Annotated in this window: 15 protein-coding genes; 8 read left to right on the top strand and 7 right to left on the bottom strand. The window is 73.2% G+C overall.

What is annotated here, in order from left to right; all coding sequences use genetic code 11:
* The first annotated feature begins 11 nt into the window (after nt 1–11).
* The 3 genes from ACF07V_RS04005 (at nt 12) to ACF07V_RS03995 (ending at nt 4,072) form a co-directional block, all read left to right on the top strand.
* On the top strand, nt 12–2,252 hold the full coding sequence (locus tag ACF07V_RS04005; protein ID WP_392151271.1) for an FG-GAP repeat domain-containing protein: 2,241 nt from the start codon (nt 12–14) through the stop codon (nt 2,250–2,252).
* A gap of 68 nt (nt 2,253–2,320) precedes the next feature.
* The gene (thpR, locus tag ACF07V_RS04000) at nt 2,321–2,905 is read left to right on the top strand and encodes an RNA 2',3'-cyclic phosphodiesterase (RefSeq protein WP_392151270.1); all 585 of its coding nucleotides are present in this window, start codon (nt 2,321–2,323) and stop codon (nt 2,903–2,905) included.
* A gap of 177 nt (nt 2,906–3,082) precedes the next feature.
* Nucleotides 3,083–4,072, top strand: a complete 990-nt coding sequence (locus ACF07V_RS03995; protein WP_392151377.1) for an aldo/keto reductase — start codon at nt 3,083–3,085, stop codon at nt 4,070–4,072.
* A gap of 99 nt (nt 4,073–4,171) precedes the next feature.
* Here the strand turns inward: ACF07V_RS03995 and ACF07V_RS03990 are convergent, their stop codons facing one another.
* Nucleotides 4,172–4,714, bottom strand: a complete 543-nt coding sequence (locus ACF07V_RS03990) for a MarR family winged helix-turn-helix transcriptional regulator (protein ID WP_392151269.1) — start codon at nt 4,712–4,714, stop codon at nt 4,172–4,174.
* A 38-nt stretch (nt 4,715–4,752) separates the two neighbouring features.
* On the opposite strand from ACF07V_RS03990, the gene ACF07V_RS03985 reads away from it, so the two are divergent.
* Entirely contained in the window at nt 4,753–5,157 is a 405-nt protein-coding gene (locus ACF07V_RS03985; protein ID WP_392151376.1) for a carboxymuconolactone decarboxylase family protein, read from the top strand.
* Nucleotides 5,158–5,161: 4 nt separating this feature from the next.
* On the opposite strand, the gene ACF07V_RS03980 is transcribed toward ACF07V_RS03985, so the two are convergent.
* Both ACF07V_RS03980 and ACF07V_RS03975 read right to left on the bottom strand, forming a co-directional pair.
* Complete coding sequence (locus ACF07V_RS03980; RefSeq protein ID WP_392151268.1) at nt 5,162–5,842, bottom strand: GDSL-type esterase/lipase family protein; 681 nt, start codon at nt 5,840–5,842, stop codon at nt 5,162–5,164.
* Between the two features lie 65 nt (nt 5,843–5,907).
* Complete coding sequence (locus ACF07V_RS03975; RefSeq protein WP_392151267.1) at nt 5,908–6,753, bottom strand: alpha/beta fold hydrolase; 846 nt, start codon at nt 6,751–6,753, stop codon at nt 5,908–5,910.
* 71 nt (nt 6,754–6,824) lie between these two features.
* On the opposite strand from ACF07V_RS03975, the gene ACF07V_RS03970 reads away from it, so the two are divergent.
* Nucleotides 6,825–7,832 (top strand): WD40 repeat domain-containing protein, encoded by a 1,008-nt coding sequence (locus ACF07V_RS03970; protein WP_392151266.1) that lies wholly within the window; start codon nt 6,825–6,827, stop codon nt 7,830–7,832.
* A gap of 57 nt (nt 7,833–7,889) precedes the next feature.
* Here the strand turns inward: ACF07V_RS03970 and serC are convergent, their stop codons facing one another.
* On the bottom strand, nt 7,890–9,008 hold the full coding sequence (gene serC / locus ACF07V_RS03965; protein ID WP_392151265.1) for a phosphoserine transaminase: 1,119 nt from the start codon (nt 9,006–9,008) through the stop codon (nt 7,890–7,892).
* 51 nt (nt 9,009–9,059) lie between these two features.
* Between serC and ACF07V_RS03960 the strand changes: the two genes are divergently transcribed.
* Nucleotides 9,060–11,885, top strand: a complete 2,826-nt coding sequence (locus ACF07V_RS03960) for an FAD-binding and (Fe-S)-binding domain-containing protein (protein ID WP_392151264.1) — start codon at nt 9,060–9,062, stop codon at nt 11,883–11,885.
* A gap of 43 nt (nt 11,886–11,928) precedes the next feature.
* Here ACF07V_RS03960 and ACF07V_RS03955 read toward each other — a convergent pair whose 3' ends face one another.
* The gene (locus ACF07V_RS03955; RefSeq protein WP_392151263.1) at nt 11,929–12,357 is read right to left on the bottom strand and encodes a hypothetical protein; all 429 of its coding nucleotides are present in this window, start codon (nt 12,355–12,357) and stop codon (nt 11,929–11,931) included.
* Nucleotides 12,358–12,509: 152 nt separating this feature from the next.
* Nucleotides 12,510–13,367 carry a LysR family transcriptional regulator gene (locus ACF07V_RS03950; RefSeq protein ID WP_392151262.1) on the bottom strand — a complete coding sequence of 286 codons (858 nt, stop codon included), beginning with the start codon at nt 13,365–13,367 and terminating at the stop codon, nt 12,510–12,512.
* A gap of 193 nt (nt 13,368–13,560) precedes the next feature.
* Between ACF07V_RS03950 and ACF07V_RS03945 the strand changes: the two genes are divergently transcribed.
* The gene (locus tag ACF07V_RS03945; RefSeq protein ID WP_392151375.1) at nt 13,561–14,490 is read left to right on the top strand and encodes a DMT family transporter; all 930 of its coding nucleotides are present in this window, start codon (nt 13,561–13,563) and stop codon (nt 14,488–14,490) included.
* Between the two features lie 53 nt (nt 14,491–14,543).
* Here ACF07V_RS03945 and ACF07V_RS03940 read toward each other — a convergent pair whose 3' ends face one another.
* Entirely contained in the window at nt 14,544–14,825 is a 282-nt protein-coding gene (locus ACF07V_RS03940; RefSeq protein WP_392151261.1) for a hypothetical protein, read from the bottom strand.
* A gap of 364 nt (nt 14,826–15,189) precedes the next feature.
* On the opposite strand from ACF07V_RS03940, the gene ACF07V_RS03935 reads away from it, so the two are divergent.
* Entirely contained in the window at nt 15,190–15,567 is a 378-nt protein-coding gene (locus ACF07V_RS03935) for a VOC family protein (RefSeq protein WP_392151260.1), read from the top strand.
* Nucleotides 15,568–15,671 lie beyond the last annotated feature (104 nt).

Below are 15,671 nucleotides of genomic sequence, written 5' to 3'. Positions count from 1 at the left end.
GGGAATACACCTTGCGTACTGCTTTGTCACGCCGTGTCTCGATGTCGGTGGGGGTCGTCCTGGCGGTGGCCGCGGCCACGCCGTTCCTGGCGCCGGCGGCCACGGCCGCGCCTGCGCCCGCGCTTGCGGTGGCCGGTGCGACCGCCACCGCGCCGATTCAGGTGCCGTTCCTGGCTTCGGGCGGAGAGGTGCTCGGTGCCGGGAAGACCGGCTTCCTCACGCGGGACGCGGACGGCGTCCGGCGCTGGACGCGGTACGCGGACGGGGTCTCGAAGGTCGTCGAGGGCGCCGTAGGCTCCGCCTCGGATGTCGTGATGGTCGCCACGCCCAGGCCCCAGCGGTTCGGCACCGAGTCGGTGACGTTGTACGACATGGCGACCGGCGCGGCTCCCGTCACCTTCGGCGGGTTCTACGGTGAGGCCACGTACGCGGTGGGTGCCGCCGTCTTCGACCTCGACATCGACGGCAACGTACGGCTCGTCACGAAGGAGGCGGGGGGCCGCGCCGTGGCGGGTCTTGAGGACCCGTATCAGAACAGCTCGTTCGACGTCGTCGACAGCCTGGCGGGGACTGCCCTCGGCGTGCGCTACGACCGGACCTCGGAGAGCAGGAGGGTGGTGGTCGTCGACACCGCCGGCGCCCGCGTCACCCAGTCCTACCCCGTGAGCGCGGACGTCTCCATGGAAGCCGCGACGATCACGCAGGACCGTGTCGTGTGGGTGGAGAAGGCGAAGGCGGACGGGAAGACCGTGCTCGCCACGGCCCTGCGCGGATCGGCCGAGGTGACGCGGGTGCCGCTGTCGTTCGACGGCGGCGGGGCGGTCTCCGGTGGTCTGGTCGGCGACTGGCAGCTGGCCGACGGCGTCGCCCCGGACCAGGGACTCATGGCCCACCCCCTGACGGACGGTACTCCGGTCAAGCTCCTCGACAACGCCGAGAGCGTCCACAAGGCGGGCGACGGCACGGTGCTGGCCCTCGGGACCACCGCCGACCGAGGGCCGGGCGTCTACCGGATCGCGGCCGGCGCGGACGGGAAGCCGGCCGCCGAGCTGGTCGCCGCCACCGGCCAGCCGCCGGCGCCCACCACCCCCGTCAGCTTCACGAGCGCGGCGGTCCCGGCCGTCCTCGACCTCGACGGTGTCGCGAAGACCCCTATGAGCTGGAAGTTCTCCACCACTCAGATCGATCTCAAGATCGAGTTCAAGCGCCGGGACCCGCTGGTGGAGGCGACGGGTCCCTTCGTGACCAATCTCCGTCCCCGCACCACCGGTACGGGTGTCCTCCCCGACGGTTCGCTGGGCATCGACTGGGCCGGGGAGACCGGGCTCGACGGCGCATACGCGGAGGCCGCTCGCAACGGCACGTACGACTGGAAGGTGACGGCCCGGCCCTGGAACGGGATGCCGTCGGTGACGGCCACCGGCACCTTCGAGGTGAAGCGTTCGCCCCGGCCGCACGACATCACCGACAACGGTTCGCCCGATGTTTTCGCACGGCGGTCCGGCGGTGATGTCGATGCGATCGACACGCGGTGGGACGACGCGACAGGGCGTCTCGTTGTCGGCGAAAGATGGGGCTCGGTGATCTGGAGCGGCGACTGGAACACCTACGACCGCATCGAGGCAGCGGGTGACGTCGCCGGCACCGAGATCGGCGACACCGTTGCCCGCGACAAGTCCGGCGTCCTCTGGCTGCACCAGGGGAACAGAGCGTGGTGGGGGCACGAGCGCACGCGGATCGGCGCCGGCTGGGGTGTGTACAACCAGCTGGCCGGCGGCAGCGATCTGACCGGCGACGGCCGGGCCGACCTGGTCGCGGTGGACAAGGCCGGGGACCTCTACCTGTACAAGGGGACGGGGTCGGCGGCCGCGCCGTTCGCCCCTCGGGTGAAGACCGGCTGGGGCTGGGGGATCTACAACCAGATCACGGCCGTGGGCAATGTGGCCGGAGGCCCCGCGGGCGACCTGGTCGCGCGGGACAAGGCGGGCGTGCTGTGGCTGTACCTCGGCAAGGGGGACGGCACGTACGCCTCTCGCGTCAAGATCGGTGCCGGGTGGAACGAGTACACCGACCTGGTCGGCATCGGCGACGCGAACAAGGACGGGCGCCCCGACCTCTACGTCCGCGCGACCGCGACGAACAAGGCCTACTTCTACGCCGGTACGGGCAGCTGGCGGGCGCCCTTCGCGCCCCGGGCCGCCACCCAGGTCGGGGTTGCCCCGGCCGGGACGACGTACAACCAGGTCTTCTGACCGAACGGGCCGCCGGGCCGGGGTCGGAAAAACCGCTCCCCGGCCCCGCGGCCTGCCAGACTTTCCCCATGAGGCTTTTCGCCGCCGTCGTGCCGCCGCCGGAGCGGCTCGACGAGCTCGGAGACGTCGTCGGCCGGCTCCGCCGGATGCCCGGCGCGGACCGGGTCCGCTGGACCACGCGGCCCGGCTGGCATCTCACGCTCGCCTTCATGGGGGAGGTCGACGAGGAGCTGCTGCCCGAGCTGCGGGTGCGGCTCGGGCGGGCCGCGCACCGGACGCCGCCGTTCTCCCTGCGGCTGCACGGCGGCGGGCACTTCGGGCGGCAGACGCTGTGGGCCGGGGTCGCCGGGGATCTGGACACGCTGCGGCTCCTCGCCGAGCGGTCCGACGCCGCCGCCCGCCGGGCCGGGGTCGCGATGGACGAGCACCGTCGCTACCAGGCGCACCTGACCGTCGGCCGGGCGCGGGGGGCGGGGGTGGCGCTCGGTTCCTATGTCGACGAGCTGGGTGGTTTCGAGGGCACGCGCTGGCCCGTGACCGAGCTGGCGCTCGTCCGGTCGAACCTGCCGGGCGGTGGGGTGCCGGGCGCGCAGCCCCGGTACGAGACGGTCGGCGCCTGGCCCCTTGAGGGGCGCGAGGGGCACTCGGGTTAACCTCGTCGGGTGGACCCGAAGACCCGTAACCGGATCATGGCCGGTGTGCTCGTACTGATGTTCGCGATCATCGCGGTGGCCTCACTGGCCGGCCAGTAGCCCCCCGTACCCGCTCCCTGCCCATGCCGTGGGAAGGGCCTTGCTTCGAGTGCGCTCGAAGCAGTTGGCTTGACGACCATGGAGTACACGCAGCTCGGACGCACCGGACTCAAGGTCAGCCGACTCGTCCTCGGGACGATGAACTTCGGACCGCAGACGGACGAAGCCACCAGTCACGCCATCATGGACACCGCCCTCGACGCGGGGCTCAACTTCTTCGACACCGCCAATGTGTACGGGTGGGCGGAGAACAAGGGGCGTACGGAGTCGATCATCGGCTCCTGGTTCGCCCGGGGCGACGGGCGGCGTGACCGTACCGTCCTCGCCACCAAGGTGTACGGGAACATGGGCCCCGACGGCGAGGCCTGGCCCAACCACGACAAGCTCTCGGCGCTCAACATCCGGCGGGCCGTGGAGGCCAGCCTGAAGCGGCTGGGGACGGACTACATCGACGTCTACCAGTTCCACCACGTCGACCGGGCGACTCCTTTCGAGGAGATCTGGCAGGCCGTCGACGTGCTGATCCAGCAGGGGAAGGTGCTGTACGCCGGCTCCTCGAACTTCCCCGGCTACAAGATCGCCCAGGCCAACGAGATCGCCGCCCGGCGCGGCTCGGTCGGGCTCGTCAGCGAGCAGTGCCTCTACAACCTCTTCGAGCGGCGCGCCGAGATGGAGGTGATCCCGGCCGCGCAGGAGTACGGCCTCGGGGTCATCCCCTGGTCGCCGCTGCACGGCGGGCTGCTCGGCGGCGTCCTGAAGAAGGAGGCCGAGGGCAAGCGGCGCACGGAGGGGCGGGCGGCGGCCACGCTCGCCGACCCGGCGGCGCGGGCGCGGCTCCAGGCCTACGAGGACCTGCTCGACAAGCACGGCCTCCAGCCGGGCGAGACGGCCCTCGCCTGGCTGCTCACCCGTCCCGGTGTCACCGGTCCCATCGTCGGGCCCCGCACCCCGGAGCAGCTGGCGGGCGCGCTGCGCGCCCTGGAGCTCGAGCTGAGCGAGGAGGTTCTGGACGGGCTCGACGAGATCTTCCCGGGGCCCGGGCCGTCTCCGGAGGCCTTCGCCTGGTGATGCGGTGACCTGGTGACCGGTGACCCGGTGACCGTCCCCTGAGGGGACTCTCTCCCTGAGGGTCTCCCTGAGGGGCCCCCTCCCTGAGGGGCCCCCTCCCTAAGGGGCTCCCAGCCAGCTCGTGGCGTCCAGGCGGAACGCCGTCTCCGCGGGGACGACGTTCCGCAGGGCCGCCTCCATGTCGCGGACGCGGTCCGCGCCGAGGGTCGCGGCCCACTCCGCCCGCAGGTCGTCGAAGATCGCGGCGGAGCGGGCCAGGGCGTCGTATCCGCGCGGGGTGAGCCGGACGAGTTTGCGGCGGGCGTCGGCGGGGTCGTCGGCGCGTTCGGCGTAGCCGGCGGCGAGCAGCCGGTCGACGGTCTTGCCGGCGGCCTGCTTGGAGACGCCGAGGCGCCGTCCGATGTCGCTGGCGGTGGCGCCCCGGGTGCCGATGGCCTGCATGGCGAAGCCGTGGGCGGGGCGCATGTCGGGGTGGCCCTCGTCGGCGAGGCGGGCGTGGAGCCGGTCGATGAGCGTGCGGAAGCCGCCGAAGAGGAGCAGGGGGAGTTCGTACCCGGGGGTGTCGTTCCCGGGTACTCCCTTGCCTTTATCGACAACCTGGTTTACGTTTTCTCCAGCGACATGGTCAACCATGTTGTCCATTCTAGTCTGGGGGAACCGCCTTGTCCGCACCGCTCGACATGTCCGCCCGTACCGCCGCCACCGTCGCCCTCCTCAAGGAGACCTCCCCGGAGACCCTCGACGGCTTCCTCAAGCTCAGCGCGATCTTCGAGTCCACCACCCTCGACCCGCACTCCCGCGAGACCGTCATCCTGACCGTCGCCGAACGCAACCAGTGCCACCTGTGCGTCGACATGCACGAGGCGAAGATGGCCGCCCTCGGGCCGGCCCCCGACGCCGAACGCCTCGCCGCCGTACGGACGTTCACCCTCCGCGTCCTCGCCTCCTCCGGAGCCGTCAGCGACGAGGACCTCGCCGCCTTCGAGAAGGCCGGCTACACCCGCCGCAACGCCCTGGAGGTCTGCCTCGGCATCGGTGCGTACACGGTGTCGACCTTCGCGAACCGCCTCGTCCGCGCCGCCTGACCCCTCAGACGGCGTACGGGCCGCCCAGGCCCCACGCCTGGTGCATCGCGTCGGCGAACGCGGCGGCCAGCTTGCGCTCCCCGGTCGGGCCGGGGTGCGTGCCGTCGTACGTGTCCTCCCGGAGGTCGTACGACTCCGGGACCGTCGCGAGCAGCAGCGGCGAGGCGGCCGTGTCCAGATCGGCGACCGCCTTCGCGAGGAGCTCGTTGAAGCGGGCGCACTCGGCGGCGAAAGCGGCGTCGTACCCGGCGCGGACGTTCGGGATGACCGGCAGCAGGACGGCCCGGACGCGCGGGTTCGCGGCCCGCGCCGCCGCCACGAACGCCCGGACGTTCTCCTCCGTCTGGTCGCTGTTCGTGTAGAACCCCAGGTCGATCAGGCCCAGGGAGATCAGCAGGACGTCCGCCCCCGTCGCCGCGACCGTCTCGCCGATCAGCGGCGCCATGTGCAGCCAGCCCTCGCCCCAGCCGGCCAGATGACGCCGGGCGGCGGCGGGGAACGCCGGGTCGGGGTACGCCTCCGAGGCCGGGGCGTCGGCGGCGGGGTCGTACAGGCCGGAGCGCGGTCCGACGATCTCGTACCCGCCCGGGAGCGTCGACTCCAGGTGCTCCCACATGCGGTAACGCCAGGTCCAGTCGCCGGCGCGTCCGATGGTCATGCTGTCGCCGACGAACAGAAAACGCATGGTCACATCATCGCGGACCGTGTCCCGGAGCTGCGACGTGATCCGGGACACGGGCCCTGCGCCGGCTACGCCAGGAAACCGTCCACCGTCGACGCGACCCCCTCCGCGTCGTCGTGCCACGGGAAGTGCCCCGCCCCCGCCAGGACGGCGAGCTCCGCCTTCGGGAACAGCCCGGCGTACGCGGTGGCCGTCGGCACCGGAGTGTTCGCGTCGCCCTCCCCGGCCACGACGAGCACCGGACGGTCGAACTCCGCGAACACCGCGCGCGTGGCCGCCGGTTCGAACGCGCCCTCGCTCGCGTAGACGCCCGCGGCCTCCCCGTTCCGCTGCCGGTGGCTGTCGGCGTGCCGCTCCCGCGCGGCCTCGTCCCAGGTCCCGTGGAAGAACGGCGCGACGGCCTGGAAGGTCTCCGCCGAACCGCGTCCCGCCGCCAGCTCCTCCAGCGCCGCGTACGCCGGACCGAACCACGGCTCCTCCTCGCGCCACGCCTGCCGCGCCGCCGCGAGCCGCTCCTCACCGCTCGTGTCGAGCCCGACCGCCGCCGTGCCCGGGGTGAGGAGCACCAGCCGCGCCACCCGCTCCGGATGCCGGGTCACGTACAGCGCGGCCAGGTTCGCGCCCGCCGAGTGCCCGAGGAGGTCGATCGTGTCCAGCCCGAGGTGCGCGCGCAGCGCCTCCACGTCCTCGACGAGCCGGTCGCAGCGGTACGAGGCCGGGTCCTCCGGCGCCGCGGACCCGCCCGTGCCCCGCAGGTCGAGGCGGATCAGCGTCCGGTGGGCGTCGAGACCGCCCAGGTCACCGAGGTACACGGAGTCCTGCATGGGGCCGCCGGGCAGACAGATCAGCGGGGCGCCGGAACCGGACGCGTGGTACGCGAGCAGGGTCCCGTCGGAGGCGGAGAAGGTAGGCATGGGCGCGACCATGACAGGGCCTCCGATGCTGGTCAAGCGGGTTTCCCCGGCGTCATGGCAGGCTTGATCCCATGCGATCTGCTCTGTGCGCCCTCGGCGCGGCCGCTGCCCTGGCGCTGCTCCCGGCCGGTCACGCCCGTGCCCAAGGGCAGGAACCCGACCGGGACTTCACGATCGAGGACTCCCGGATCACCGAGTCCAGCGGCCTCGCCGCGAGCCGGGCCCACCCGGGGATCTACTGGACGCACAACGACCAGGACGCGCCCCTGATCTACGGCATCGACTCCCGTACGGGAAAGACCGTCGCGACCCTGACCATGGCCGGCGTCGGCACCCCCCGCGACATGGAGGCGATCGCCGTCGGCCCGGACGGCGACATCTACGTCGGCGACATCGGCGACAACCTCGACGGCTCCTGGGACCACGTCTGGATCTACCGCTTCCCCGAGCCGGAGACCCTGAAGGACCAGACCGTCCGCGCGCGGCAGTACGTCGTGAAGTACGCCGACGGGGCCCGCAACGCCGAGGCCCTGATGGTCCATCCGAAGACCGGCCGGGTGTACATCGCGAGCAAGAACGAGGACGGCGGCGGCCTGTACGCGGGCCCCGAGCACCTCTCCACGTCCGGCACGAACGTCTTCCGGCGCGTCGACGAGGTCCCCTGGGTGACCGACGGCGCCTTCTCCCCGGACGGCGACCGGCTCGTCCTGCGCGGCTACTTCAGCGCCAAGGAGTACGCCTGGAGGGACGGCCGCCTCGCCGACGAGGGCACGGCGGTCGGGGCCCCCTTCCAGGGCCAGGCGGAATCGGTGACGTACACGACCGACGGCTCGGCCTTCATGTTCGGCTCGGAGGGCAGGAACAGCCGGGTGGTGCGGGTGGACCGGACCTCCGGCGGGCCTTCGACGAAACCGACGGAGACACCGGGCGGCTCGCCCGACTCCCCGTCCGCGGGAGGCCAGGGAGGCCAGGGAGGCCAGGGCAGCGAGGGGGGCGGGAGCGCCACCACCGGCTTCCTCGTCCTCGCCAGCGCCACCGTCCTCGTGGTCGGCGTCAAGCGCCTGCTGAGGAAGGGATAGCCGAAGGGCCCGGCGCGGACGATGTCCGGCGCCGGGCCCTTCGTACGGGACGGGGTACTACAGCTGCCCGATGACGTAGTCGATGCAGGCCGTCAGGGCCCGCACGTCCGCCGGGTCGATCGCCGGGAACATCGCGATCCGCAGCTGGTTGCGGCCCAGCTTGCGGTACGGCTCGGTGTCCACGATGCCGTTGGCGCGCAGCACCTTCGCGACCGCCGCCGCGTCGATCTCGTCCGCGAAGTCGATCGTGCCGATGACCTGCGAGCGCTTCGCCGGGTCGGTGACGAACGGCGTCGCGTACTTCGACTCCTCGGCCCACGTGTAGAGGGCGTCCGAGGACTCCTTCGTCCGGGCCACGGCCCAGTCCAGACCGCCCTGGCCGTTGATCCACTTCAGCTGCTCGTTGAGCAGGAAGAGGGTCGACAGCGCCGGGGTGTTGTACGTCTGGTTCTTCAGCGAGTTGTCGATCGCCGTCGGCAGGGAGAAGAACTCGGGGATGTGCCGGCCCGAGGCGTGGATCTTCTGCGCCCGCTCCAGGGCGGCCGGGGAGAAGGCCGCCAGCCACAGACCGCCCTCGGCGGCGAAGGACTTCTGCGGGGCGAAGTAGTAGACGTCCGTCTCGGTGATGTCGACCGGGAGGCCGCCCGCGCCGGAGGTCGCGTCGACCAGGACGAGCGCGCCCTCGTCGGCGCCCGCGACCCGCTTCAGCGGGGCGGCGACACCGGTGGAGGTCTCGTTGTGCGTGTACGCGTAGACGTCGACGCCCGCCTCGGCCACCGGCTCCGGGTGGGTGCCCGGGTCGGAGGAGATCACGGTCGGCTCGGCAAGCCAGGGAGCCAGCTTGGCGGCCTTCGCGAACTTGGAGGAGAACTCGCCGAAGGTGAGGTGCTGCGACTTGTTCTCGATCAGACCGTGGGTCGCGACGTCCCAGAAGGCGGTGGAGCCGCCGTTGCCCAGGATCACCTCGTAGCCCTCGGGCAGCGAGAAGAGGTCGGAGATGCCGGTACGTACCTCGCCGACCAGGTTCTTGACCGGAGCCTGGCGGTGGGACGTGCCGAGGAGGGAGGTGCCGGTGGCGGCCAGGGCGTCCAGCGCCTCCGTACGCACCTTGGAGGGGCCCGCGCCGAAACGGCCGTCGGCGGGCTTGATGTCAGCGGGAATCTGGATCTCAGCCACGAGGCGGAGAGTATCGGTTCGGGGCGGGACCGGTCGCCGGATGTCCGCCCGATGAGACGAGGACTGAGACATCCTGGGCTTGTGGGAAGACACGAGGAACACGCCTCCGGACTGGCCTCCGACCTGCGCGCGGCCGTCGCCGGAGAGGTCGACTTCTCCGTCACGGCGAGGGCCCTGACGACGATGGACGCCTCCAACTACCGCCGCGTTCCGGCCGGTACGGTCGCGCCGCGCGACGCCGCCGACGTCGCCGCCGTCCTGGAGGTGTGCCGGGCGCACGGCACCACTCCGGTCGTCGCGCGGGGCGCCGGGACCTCGATCGGAGGCCAGGCGACCGGCACCGGCGTCGTGCTCGACCTCACACGGCACATGGACGGGATCGTCTCGCTGGACCCCGAGGCGCGGACGGCGGTGGTCCGGCCGGGCCTCGTCCTGGACCGGCTGCGGGCGGCGGCCCGCCCGTACGGCCTGACCTTCGGCCCCGACCCCTCCACGCACAGCCGCTGCACCCTCGGCGGCATGATCGGCAACAACGCGTGCGGGGCGCACTCGGTCGCCTGGGGGACCACGGCGGACAACGTGCGCTCACTGGAAGTGGTGACGTACGGAGGAGAGAGGTTGACGTTGGGGAGGGAGGGGCGGGGCGCCCCCGCCGGACTCCTCGACCTCGTCGACCGCCACCTCGCCCTCCTCCGGACCGGCTACCCGGCCGGACTGCCCCGCCGCATCTCCGGCTACGCCCTCGACGCGCTGCTCCCCGAACGCGGCCGGGACGTCGCCCGCTCCTTCTGCGGCAGCGAGGGCACGCTCGGCGTGGTGACGGAGGCGACGGTGTCGCTCGTCCCGCTGCCCGCCGAGCCGGTCCTCGTGGTCCTGGGGTACGCGGACGAGACGGCGGCGGCGGACGCGGCGGCGGGGCTGCTCCCATGGGGGTCCCCCCGCTCGCGCGGAGCCGAGAGTGGGGGAGGGCCGCTGACCGTGGAGGGCATGGCGGCCGATCTCGTACGGGGTGCCGCGGGACTGCCCCGGGGCGGAGCGTGGCTGTTCTGCGAGGTGGACGGCGCGGGCGCGGCGCGTGAGCTGGTCCGGGCGGCGGACGCGCTGGACGCGGTCGTGGTGCGGGAGCCGGCCGGACAGCGGGCGCTGTGGCGGATCCGGGAGGACGCGGCGGGGACGGCGACACGGATGCCGGGGGGCGGTGACGCCTGGCCGGGGTGGGAGGACTGCGCGGTGCCGCCGGCCCGGCTGGGCGCGTACCTCCGTGACTTCCGTGCGCTGCTGGCCGATTTCGGCCTCAGGGGAGTTCCGTACGGGCACTTCGGCGACGGCTGCGTGCACGTGCGGATCGACTTCGACCTGTGGACGGGGAAGGGCGTACGGGACTTCCGCCGCTTCTCGGAGGCGGTCGCCGACCTCGTGGTCGCCCACGGCGGCTCGCTCTCCGGGGAGCACGGCGACGGGCAGGCGCGGGCCGAGCTGCTGCCGAGGATGTACGGGGAGGAGCTGGTCGGCCTCTTCGGCGCCGTCAAGGACGTGTGGGACCCGGACGGGGGCCTGAACCCGGGGATGCTGGTGAGGCCGCGGCGGCTCGACGAGGGACTCCGGTTCGAGGGCCTGCCGGTGGTGGGGGTGGGAAGGGCCGCCGCGAGGTGCGTGGGTGTGGCGAAGTGCCGGGTGGCCGGGCCGAGCGAGGCCCCTTCCCCGGGGGTGATGTGTCCCTCGTACCGGGCGACGGGCGAGGAGAGGCACTCCACCCGGGGCCGGGCGCGGCTGCTGCACGAGATGGCGCTGGGCGAGGTGATCACCGACGGCTGGCGTTCGGAGGAGGTCCGGGAGGCGCTCGACCTGTGCCTGTCCTGCAAGGGGTGCCGCAGCGACTGCCCGGTGGGCGTCGACATGGCGGCGTACAAGGCGGAGTTCCTGGACCGGCACTACGCGGGCCTGACGGGGCTGTGGCGTCGCCCCCGCTCGCACTGGACCATGGGCCGGCTGCCGGGCTGGCTGGCGCACTTCGGGCGGGGACTGAACGCGGCGCTGCGGCTGCCGTTCGCGGCGTCGCTGGCGGGGGTGACGCCGGAGCGGACGATGCCGAGGGTGGCGGAGCGGTCCTTCGCGTACTGGTTCGCCCAGCGCGCCTCGACCCGGCGGCCGTCGCTCACCCTGTGGCCGGACACGTTCACGAACCACCTGGCGCCGGAGGTGGGCGAGGCCGCCGTCCGGGTCCTGGAGGACGCGGGGCTCGGGGTGGAGCTGCCGCCGGGCCGCGTCTGCTGCGGGCTGACGTACGTGTCGACGGGCCAATTGGGCGCGGCCCGCAAGGTGATGCGGCGGACGCTGGACGTGATGGGCGAGGCGGGCCGCCCCGTCGTGGTCCTGGAACCCTCCTGCGCGGCCACCCTCCGCACCGACCTGCCCGAACTGCTCCCGGACGACCCGCGCGCCGCACGCCTGGCGGCAGCGGTCCGCACCTTCGCGGAGGCCCTGGAACAGCTGGCCCCCGACTGGACCCCGCCGCGCCTCGACCGCCCGGTCACCGGCCAGACCCACTGCCACCAGCACGCCGTCCTCGGCGACGCGGCGGACCGCCGCCTCCGGGAACGGGCCGGCCTCACGGGCGACCTCGCGGGCGGCTGCTGCGGCCTGGCGGGCAACTTCGGCTTCGAACCGGGCCACTACGAGGTGTCGGTGGCGTGCGCGGAGGACCAGCTCCTGCCGGCGCTGCGAGCAGCCGGGGACGCGGTGGTCCTGGCGGACGGCTTCTCGTGCAGGACGCAGATCGGAGACCTGACGGCCTCGCGGGGGCGGCACGTGGCGGAGGTACTGGCGGACGGGGTGGAGGACCGCCGCGGATCGGCGACCGCCGAGAGGCGCCCCTAGGGGGTGTCTTGCCGATCAGGCCGGGCTCGCGGCGTGACACCCCCTAGCGGTAGAACGTCCGGCCGGCGGCACCGGAGGAGACCGACCAGACCTCGACGATCAACCCCTCGCGCACGCTGAGGACGTCGACTCCGCTCCTGGCGACCCGCGCACCGTCCTCGCCGGCGAAGCTCGCGAGGTAGGGACGCGCGACCAGTCCGGTCGGCGCGCCGTCGGCAGGCGAGAGGTCGACGACGGCGGTCCCCTCCGCCGCGAAGAGAAGCCCGGTGCGGGACTTGTGCCAGGCGGCGACGATCTCGGCGAGCTGCTGCGGGGTCCGGACCTCGTCGAAGCCTTCGGTGCCCGCCTGTGCGTACCGCAGCACGAAGGCGGGCGCCATGATCTCGTGGACGAGATCGAGGTCGCCGTTCCACATGGCCGTCCACTGATCGAACAGGCCGACACCGAACGCGCGCATGTCGTGATCGCCCACAACTACCCCCTGAGTCAAGGACCTTCGTAACACGACGACCGTAACAAGCACCTATGACAGTCACCGGTTCGCGCGCCCCCTGCGGCGGGACGTCGGGACGTCGGGACGTGGGGACGTGGGGACGTGGGGACGCCGGGACCCGGCCGAGGTGGTCAGCTTCCGCTGACGATCTCCCGGGCCATCGCCACCAGTTCCTCCGTCGCCGGGTGCGGGAAGGCGTCGCGCCAGGCCAGGACGACCGGGAGCGGAGGTGCGTCGGTGAGGGGGCGGTAGGCGACGCCCGGGTGGGGGTGGAGGGCCGCCGTGGAGGCGGAGGAGACGCCGATGCCCCGGCCGGCGGCGATCGCCGTGAGCCAGTCGTCGGTGTTGGCGACCGTCAGCGTCGCCCCCGGGCGGGCGGTGGCCGGCCAGAGGGACAGCGTGGTCGTGCCCGAGACGGTGTTGAGGACGACCGTCTCGCCCGCGAGGTCGTCGAGGGTGAGACGGGGACGGTCCGCCAGGGGGCTGTCGGCGGGGAGCGCGGTCACCCGCTCCTCGGTCGTGAGCTCCGCCGTGACCAGGCCCGGCGCCTCCACCGCCCCGCGCAGCAGCGCCGCGTCGACCTCGCCGCGGGCGAGGCCGGCGGTGCGGTCGTCGATGCGGAGGAGTTCGAGCGGGGTCTCGGGGTGGGCGCGCTGCCAGCGCCGGAGCAGGGGAGTGGTGTACGGGCCGAAGGCCGACCAGGCGTGCCCGAGGCGCAGGGGGCGGTGCCGCAGGCGCGCCGGGTCGACCGCGGCGTCGAAGGCGGCGAGGGCGGCGGCGGCCCGGTCCTGGAACGCGCGGCCTTCGGCGGTCAGCGCGAGGTGGTGGGTGGAGCGGTCGACGAGCCGGGCGCCGAGGTGCTGCTCCAGGGCGGCCAGGGTGCGGGAGACGGCGGGCTGGGTCAGGTGGAGCCGGGCGGCCGCCCTGGTGAGACTGGATTCCTCGGCGATGGCGAGGAAGCAGCGGAGGTGGCGCAGCTCGATGCTCATGCGTCCGGAGCATAACCGCAGCACAATCGGCATTTCCCGTGCCGCGCGGGGGCTCGTAGCGTGGGAGGGGAATTCCGGGTGTGGGCCTGGACGGGGGTGCATTATTCTGGACTTCAGGTTCAGTTCAGTGAACTAGCGCGTGTAGGTGAAGGAGTCGTCGGTGGACAGTCCGGTCAAGGAGGCGGCTCCGGCCGTGGCGCCCGTGGCCGCCCAGGCCGCAGCGCCGGCGCCTGCGTCGCCCGCGGCGCACCCCGGGGCGGTCCCGTCCGCCGCCGGTCACCGGCTCGGGCCCGTCGCGCTCGTCGTCGCCGGCGGGCTGTCCGTGCAGTTCGGCTCGGCCGTCGCGGTTCTTCTGATGCCGCGCGCCGGAGCGCTCGGCGTGGTCACCCTGCGGCTCGTGCTCGCCGCCGCCGTGCTGCTGATCGTGTGCCGGCCCAAGGTCCGCGGCTACGGCCGGGCCGACTGGGGGACGATCGTCGCCTTCGGCACCGCCATGGCCGGCATGAACATCCTCTTCTACCAGGCCGCCGACCGGATTCCGCTGGGCGCCGCCGTGACCCTGGAGGTCCTCGGCCCGCTGATCCTCTCGGTCGTCGCCTCGCGCCGCCTCGTCAACCTCCTCTGGGCCGGGCTCGCCCTCGGCGGCGTCGTGCTCCTCGGGGGCGGCGGCTTCGACCGCCTCGATCCGCTGGGTGCGGGCTTCGCGCTCGCGGCGGGGGCGATGTGGGCGGCGTACATCGTCTTCAGCGCCCGTACCGGCCGCCGCTTCCCGCAGGCGGACGGGCTCGCGCTCGCGATGGCCTTCGGCGCGGTCCTCAGCCTGCCGCTCGGCATCGCGGAGGCGGGCGACAAGCTCCTCGTACCGTCGACGATCGGCCTGGGCCTCGCGGTCGCGCTGATGTCCTCGGTCCTCCCGTACACGCTGGAACTCCTCGCGCTGCGCCGCCTGCCCGCGCCCACGTTCGCGATCCTGATGAGCCTGGAACCGGCCATCGCGGCGGCGGCCGGCTTCCTCGTCCTGAGCCAGGCCCTGTCCGCCACCGACGCACTGGCGATAGCCCTGGTCATCGGGGCGAGCATGGGCGCGGTGCGCACGCAGTCCCGCCGGGCCCGGGCGGAGTAGAAGCGGCCGGCCGCCTCCTCGTTCGGGCCGAGGCCGCTTCAGGGTGGGGGACGTCAGTGCGTCGAGACCTGGAAGCAGGCCACGTCGTACTGGGACACGGAGTGGGGGTTGACGGAGTTCTGCGGCTGTTCGCCGGCGTAGTGGGTCCCGGCGACGCCGTCGGGGTCGAAGGCGGAACCGGGGGCCGACGGGGACTGCCCCGGGCGGACGGGCTGCTCTTCGCAGGACTGGTTGGGCTGACCGGCGAAGGCGGGGCCCGCGGCGATGCCCGCGGTGCCCGCCGCCGCGAGGGCGACCGAGGCCACCGCGAGCGCTGCACGCTTCAGCGGATGCATGACCACTCCTCCTTCCGCGGAGTGCCTGTCTATGGGTACGTGCGCGGGGAGGGCACGGATTGCCGGGCGACCGTCGTCCGGGCGACCGCCGTCCGGGCGGGGGCGGGGCGCCGGGCCGGGTGACCTCGGTGCCGCGCATCGCGACGCGACTCCGGCCCGGTCCGGCTCTGGCCGGGTCCGGTTCCGGTTCGGGTCCGGCTCTGGCCTGGTGCGGCTCTGGTTCCGGGCCGACCCGGCTCTGGCCTACCCGGCTCTGGCCTGGTCCGGCTCCGGTCCGGTCCGGCTGGCTCTGGCCTGGTCCAGCTCTGGCTTGGTCCGGCTCCGGTTCGGTCCGGTCCGGTCCGGCCCCGCCTATGATCCGTCCATGATCGCCGACCTGCAGTGCATCGTCCTGGACTGTTCCGCGCCTCGTGAACTCGCCGTGTTCTACCGGGCCGTGCTCGGCGGGGACGTCGACCGGCCCGACCCCCGCTGGTCCCTCGGTGAGGCCTGGTCCACGCTGCACACGCCCGGCGGTCTCGTCCTCTGCTTCCAGGGCGTGCCCGACCACCGCCCGCCGACCTGGCCGGACCCGGAGCGCCCCCAGCAGTTCCACCTCGACCTCGGCGTCGCGGACCTGGACGCGGCCCAGGAGGAGGTCCTCGCGCAGGGCGCGAAGCTGCTCGACGACGGGGCGGGTACGCGGAGCTGGCGGGTGTACGCGGACCCGGCGGGCCACCCGTTCTGTCTGGTCAGGCACTGATCCGCCGTTCCGGCGGAAAACCTCCCGCACGGCCCTGGCCCGATTCCGTCGGTCTTTGGCCGCCGGCCTGTTGAGGGGCCGGCGGCCGAAGTCGATCATGGAGT

It is taken from the genome of Streptomyces sp. NPDC015661 (assembly GCF_043077765.1).
In the GTDB taxonomy this organism is placed as follows: domain Bacteria; phylum Actinomycetota; class Actinomycetes; order Streptomycetales; family Streptomycetaceae; genus Streptomyces.
Note: the sequence above shows the minus strand (reverse complement) of the source record. Positions and strands in the feature narration are given on the sequence as shown.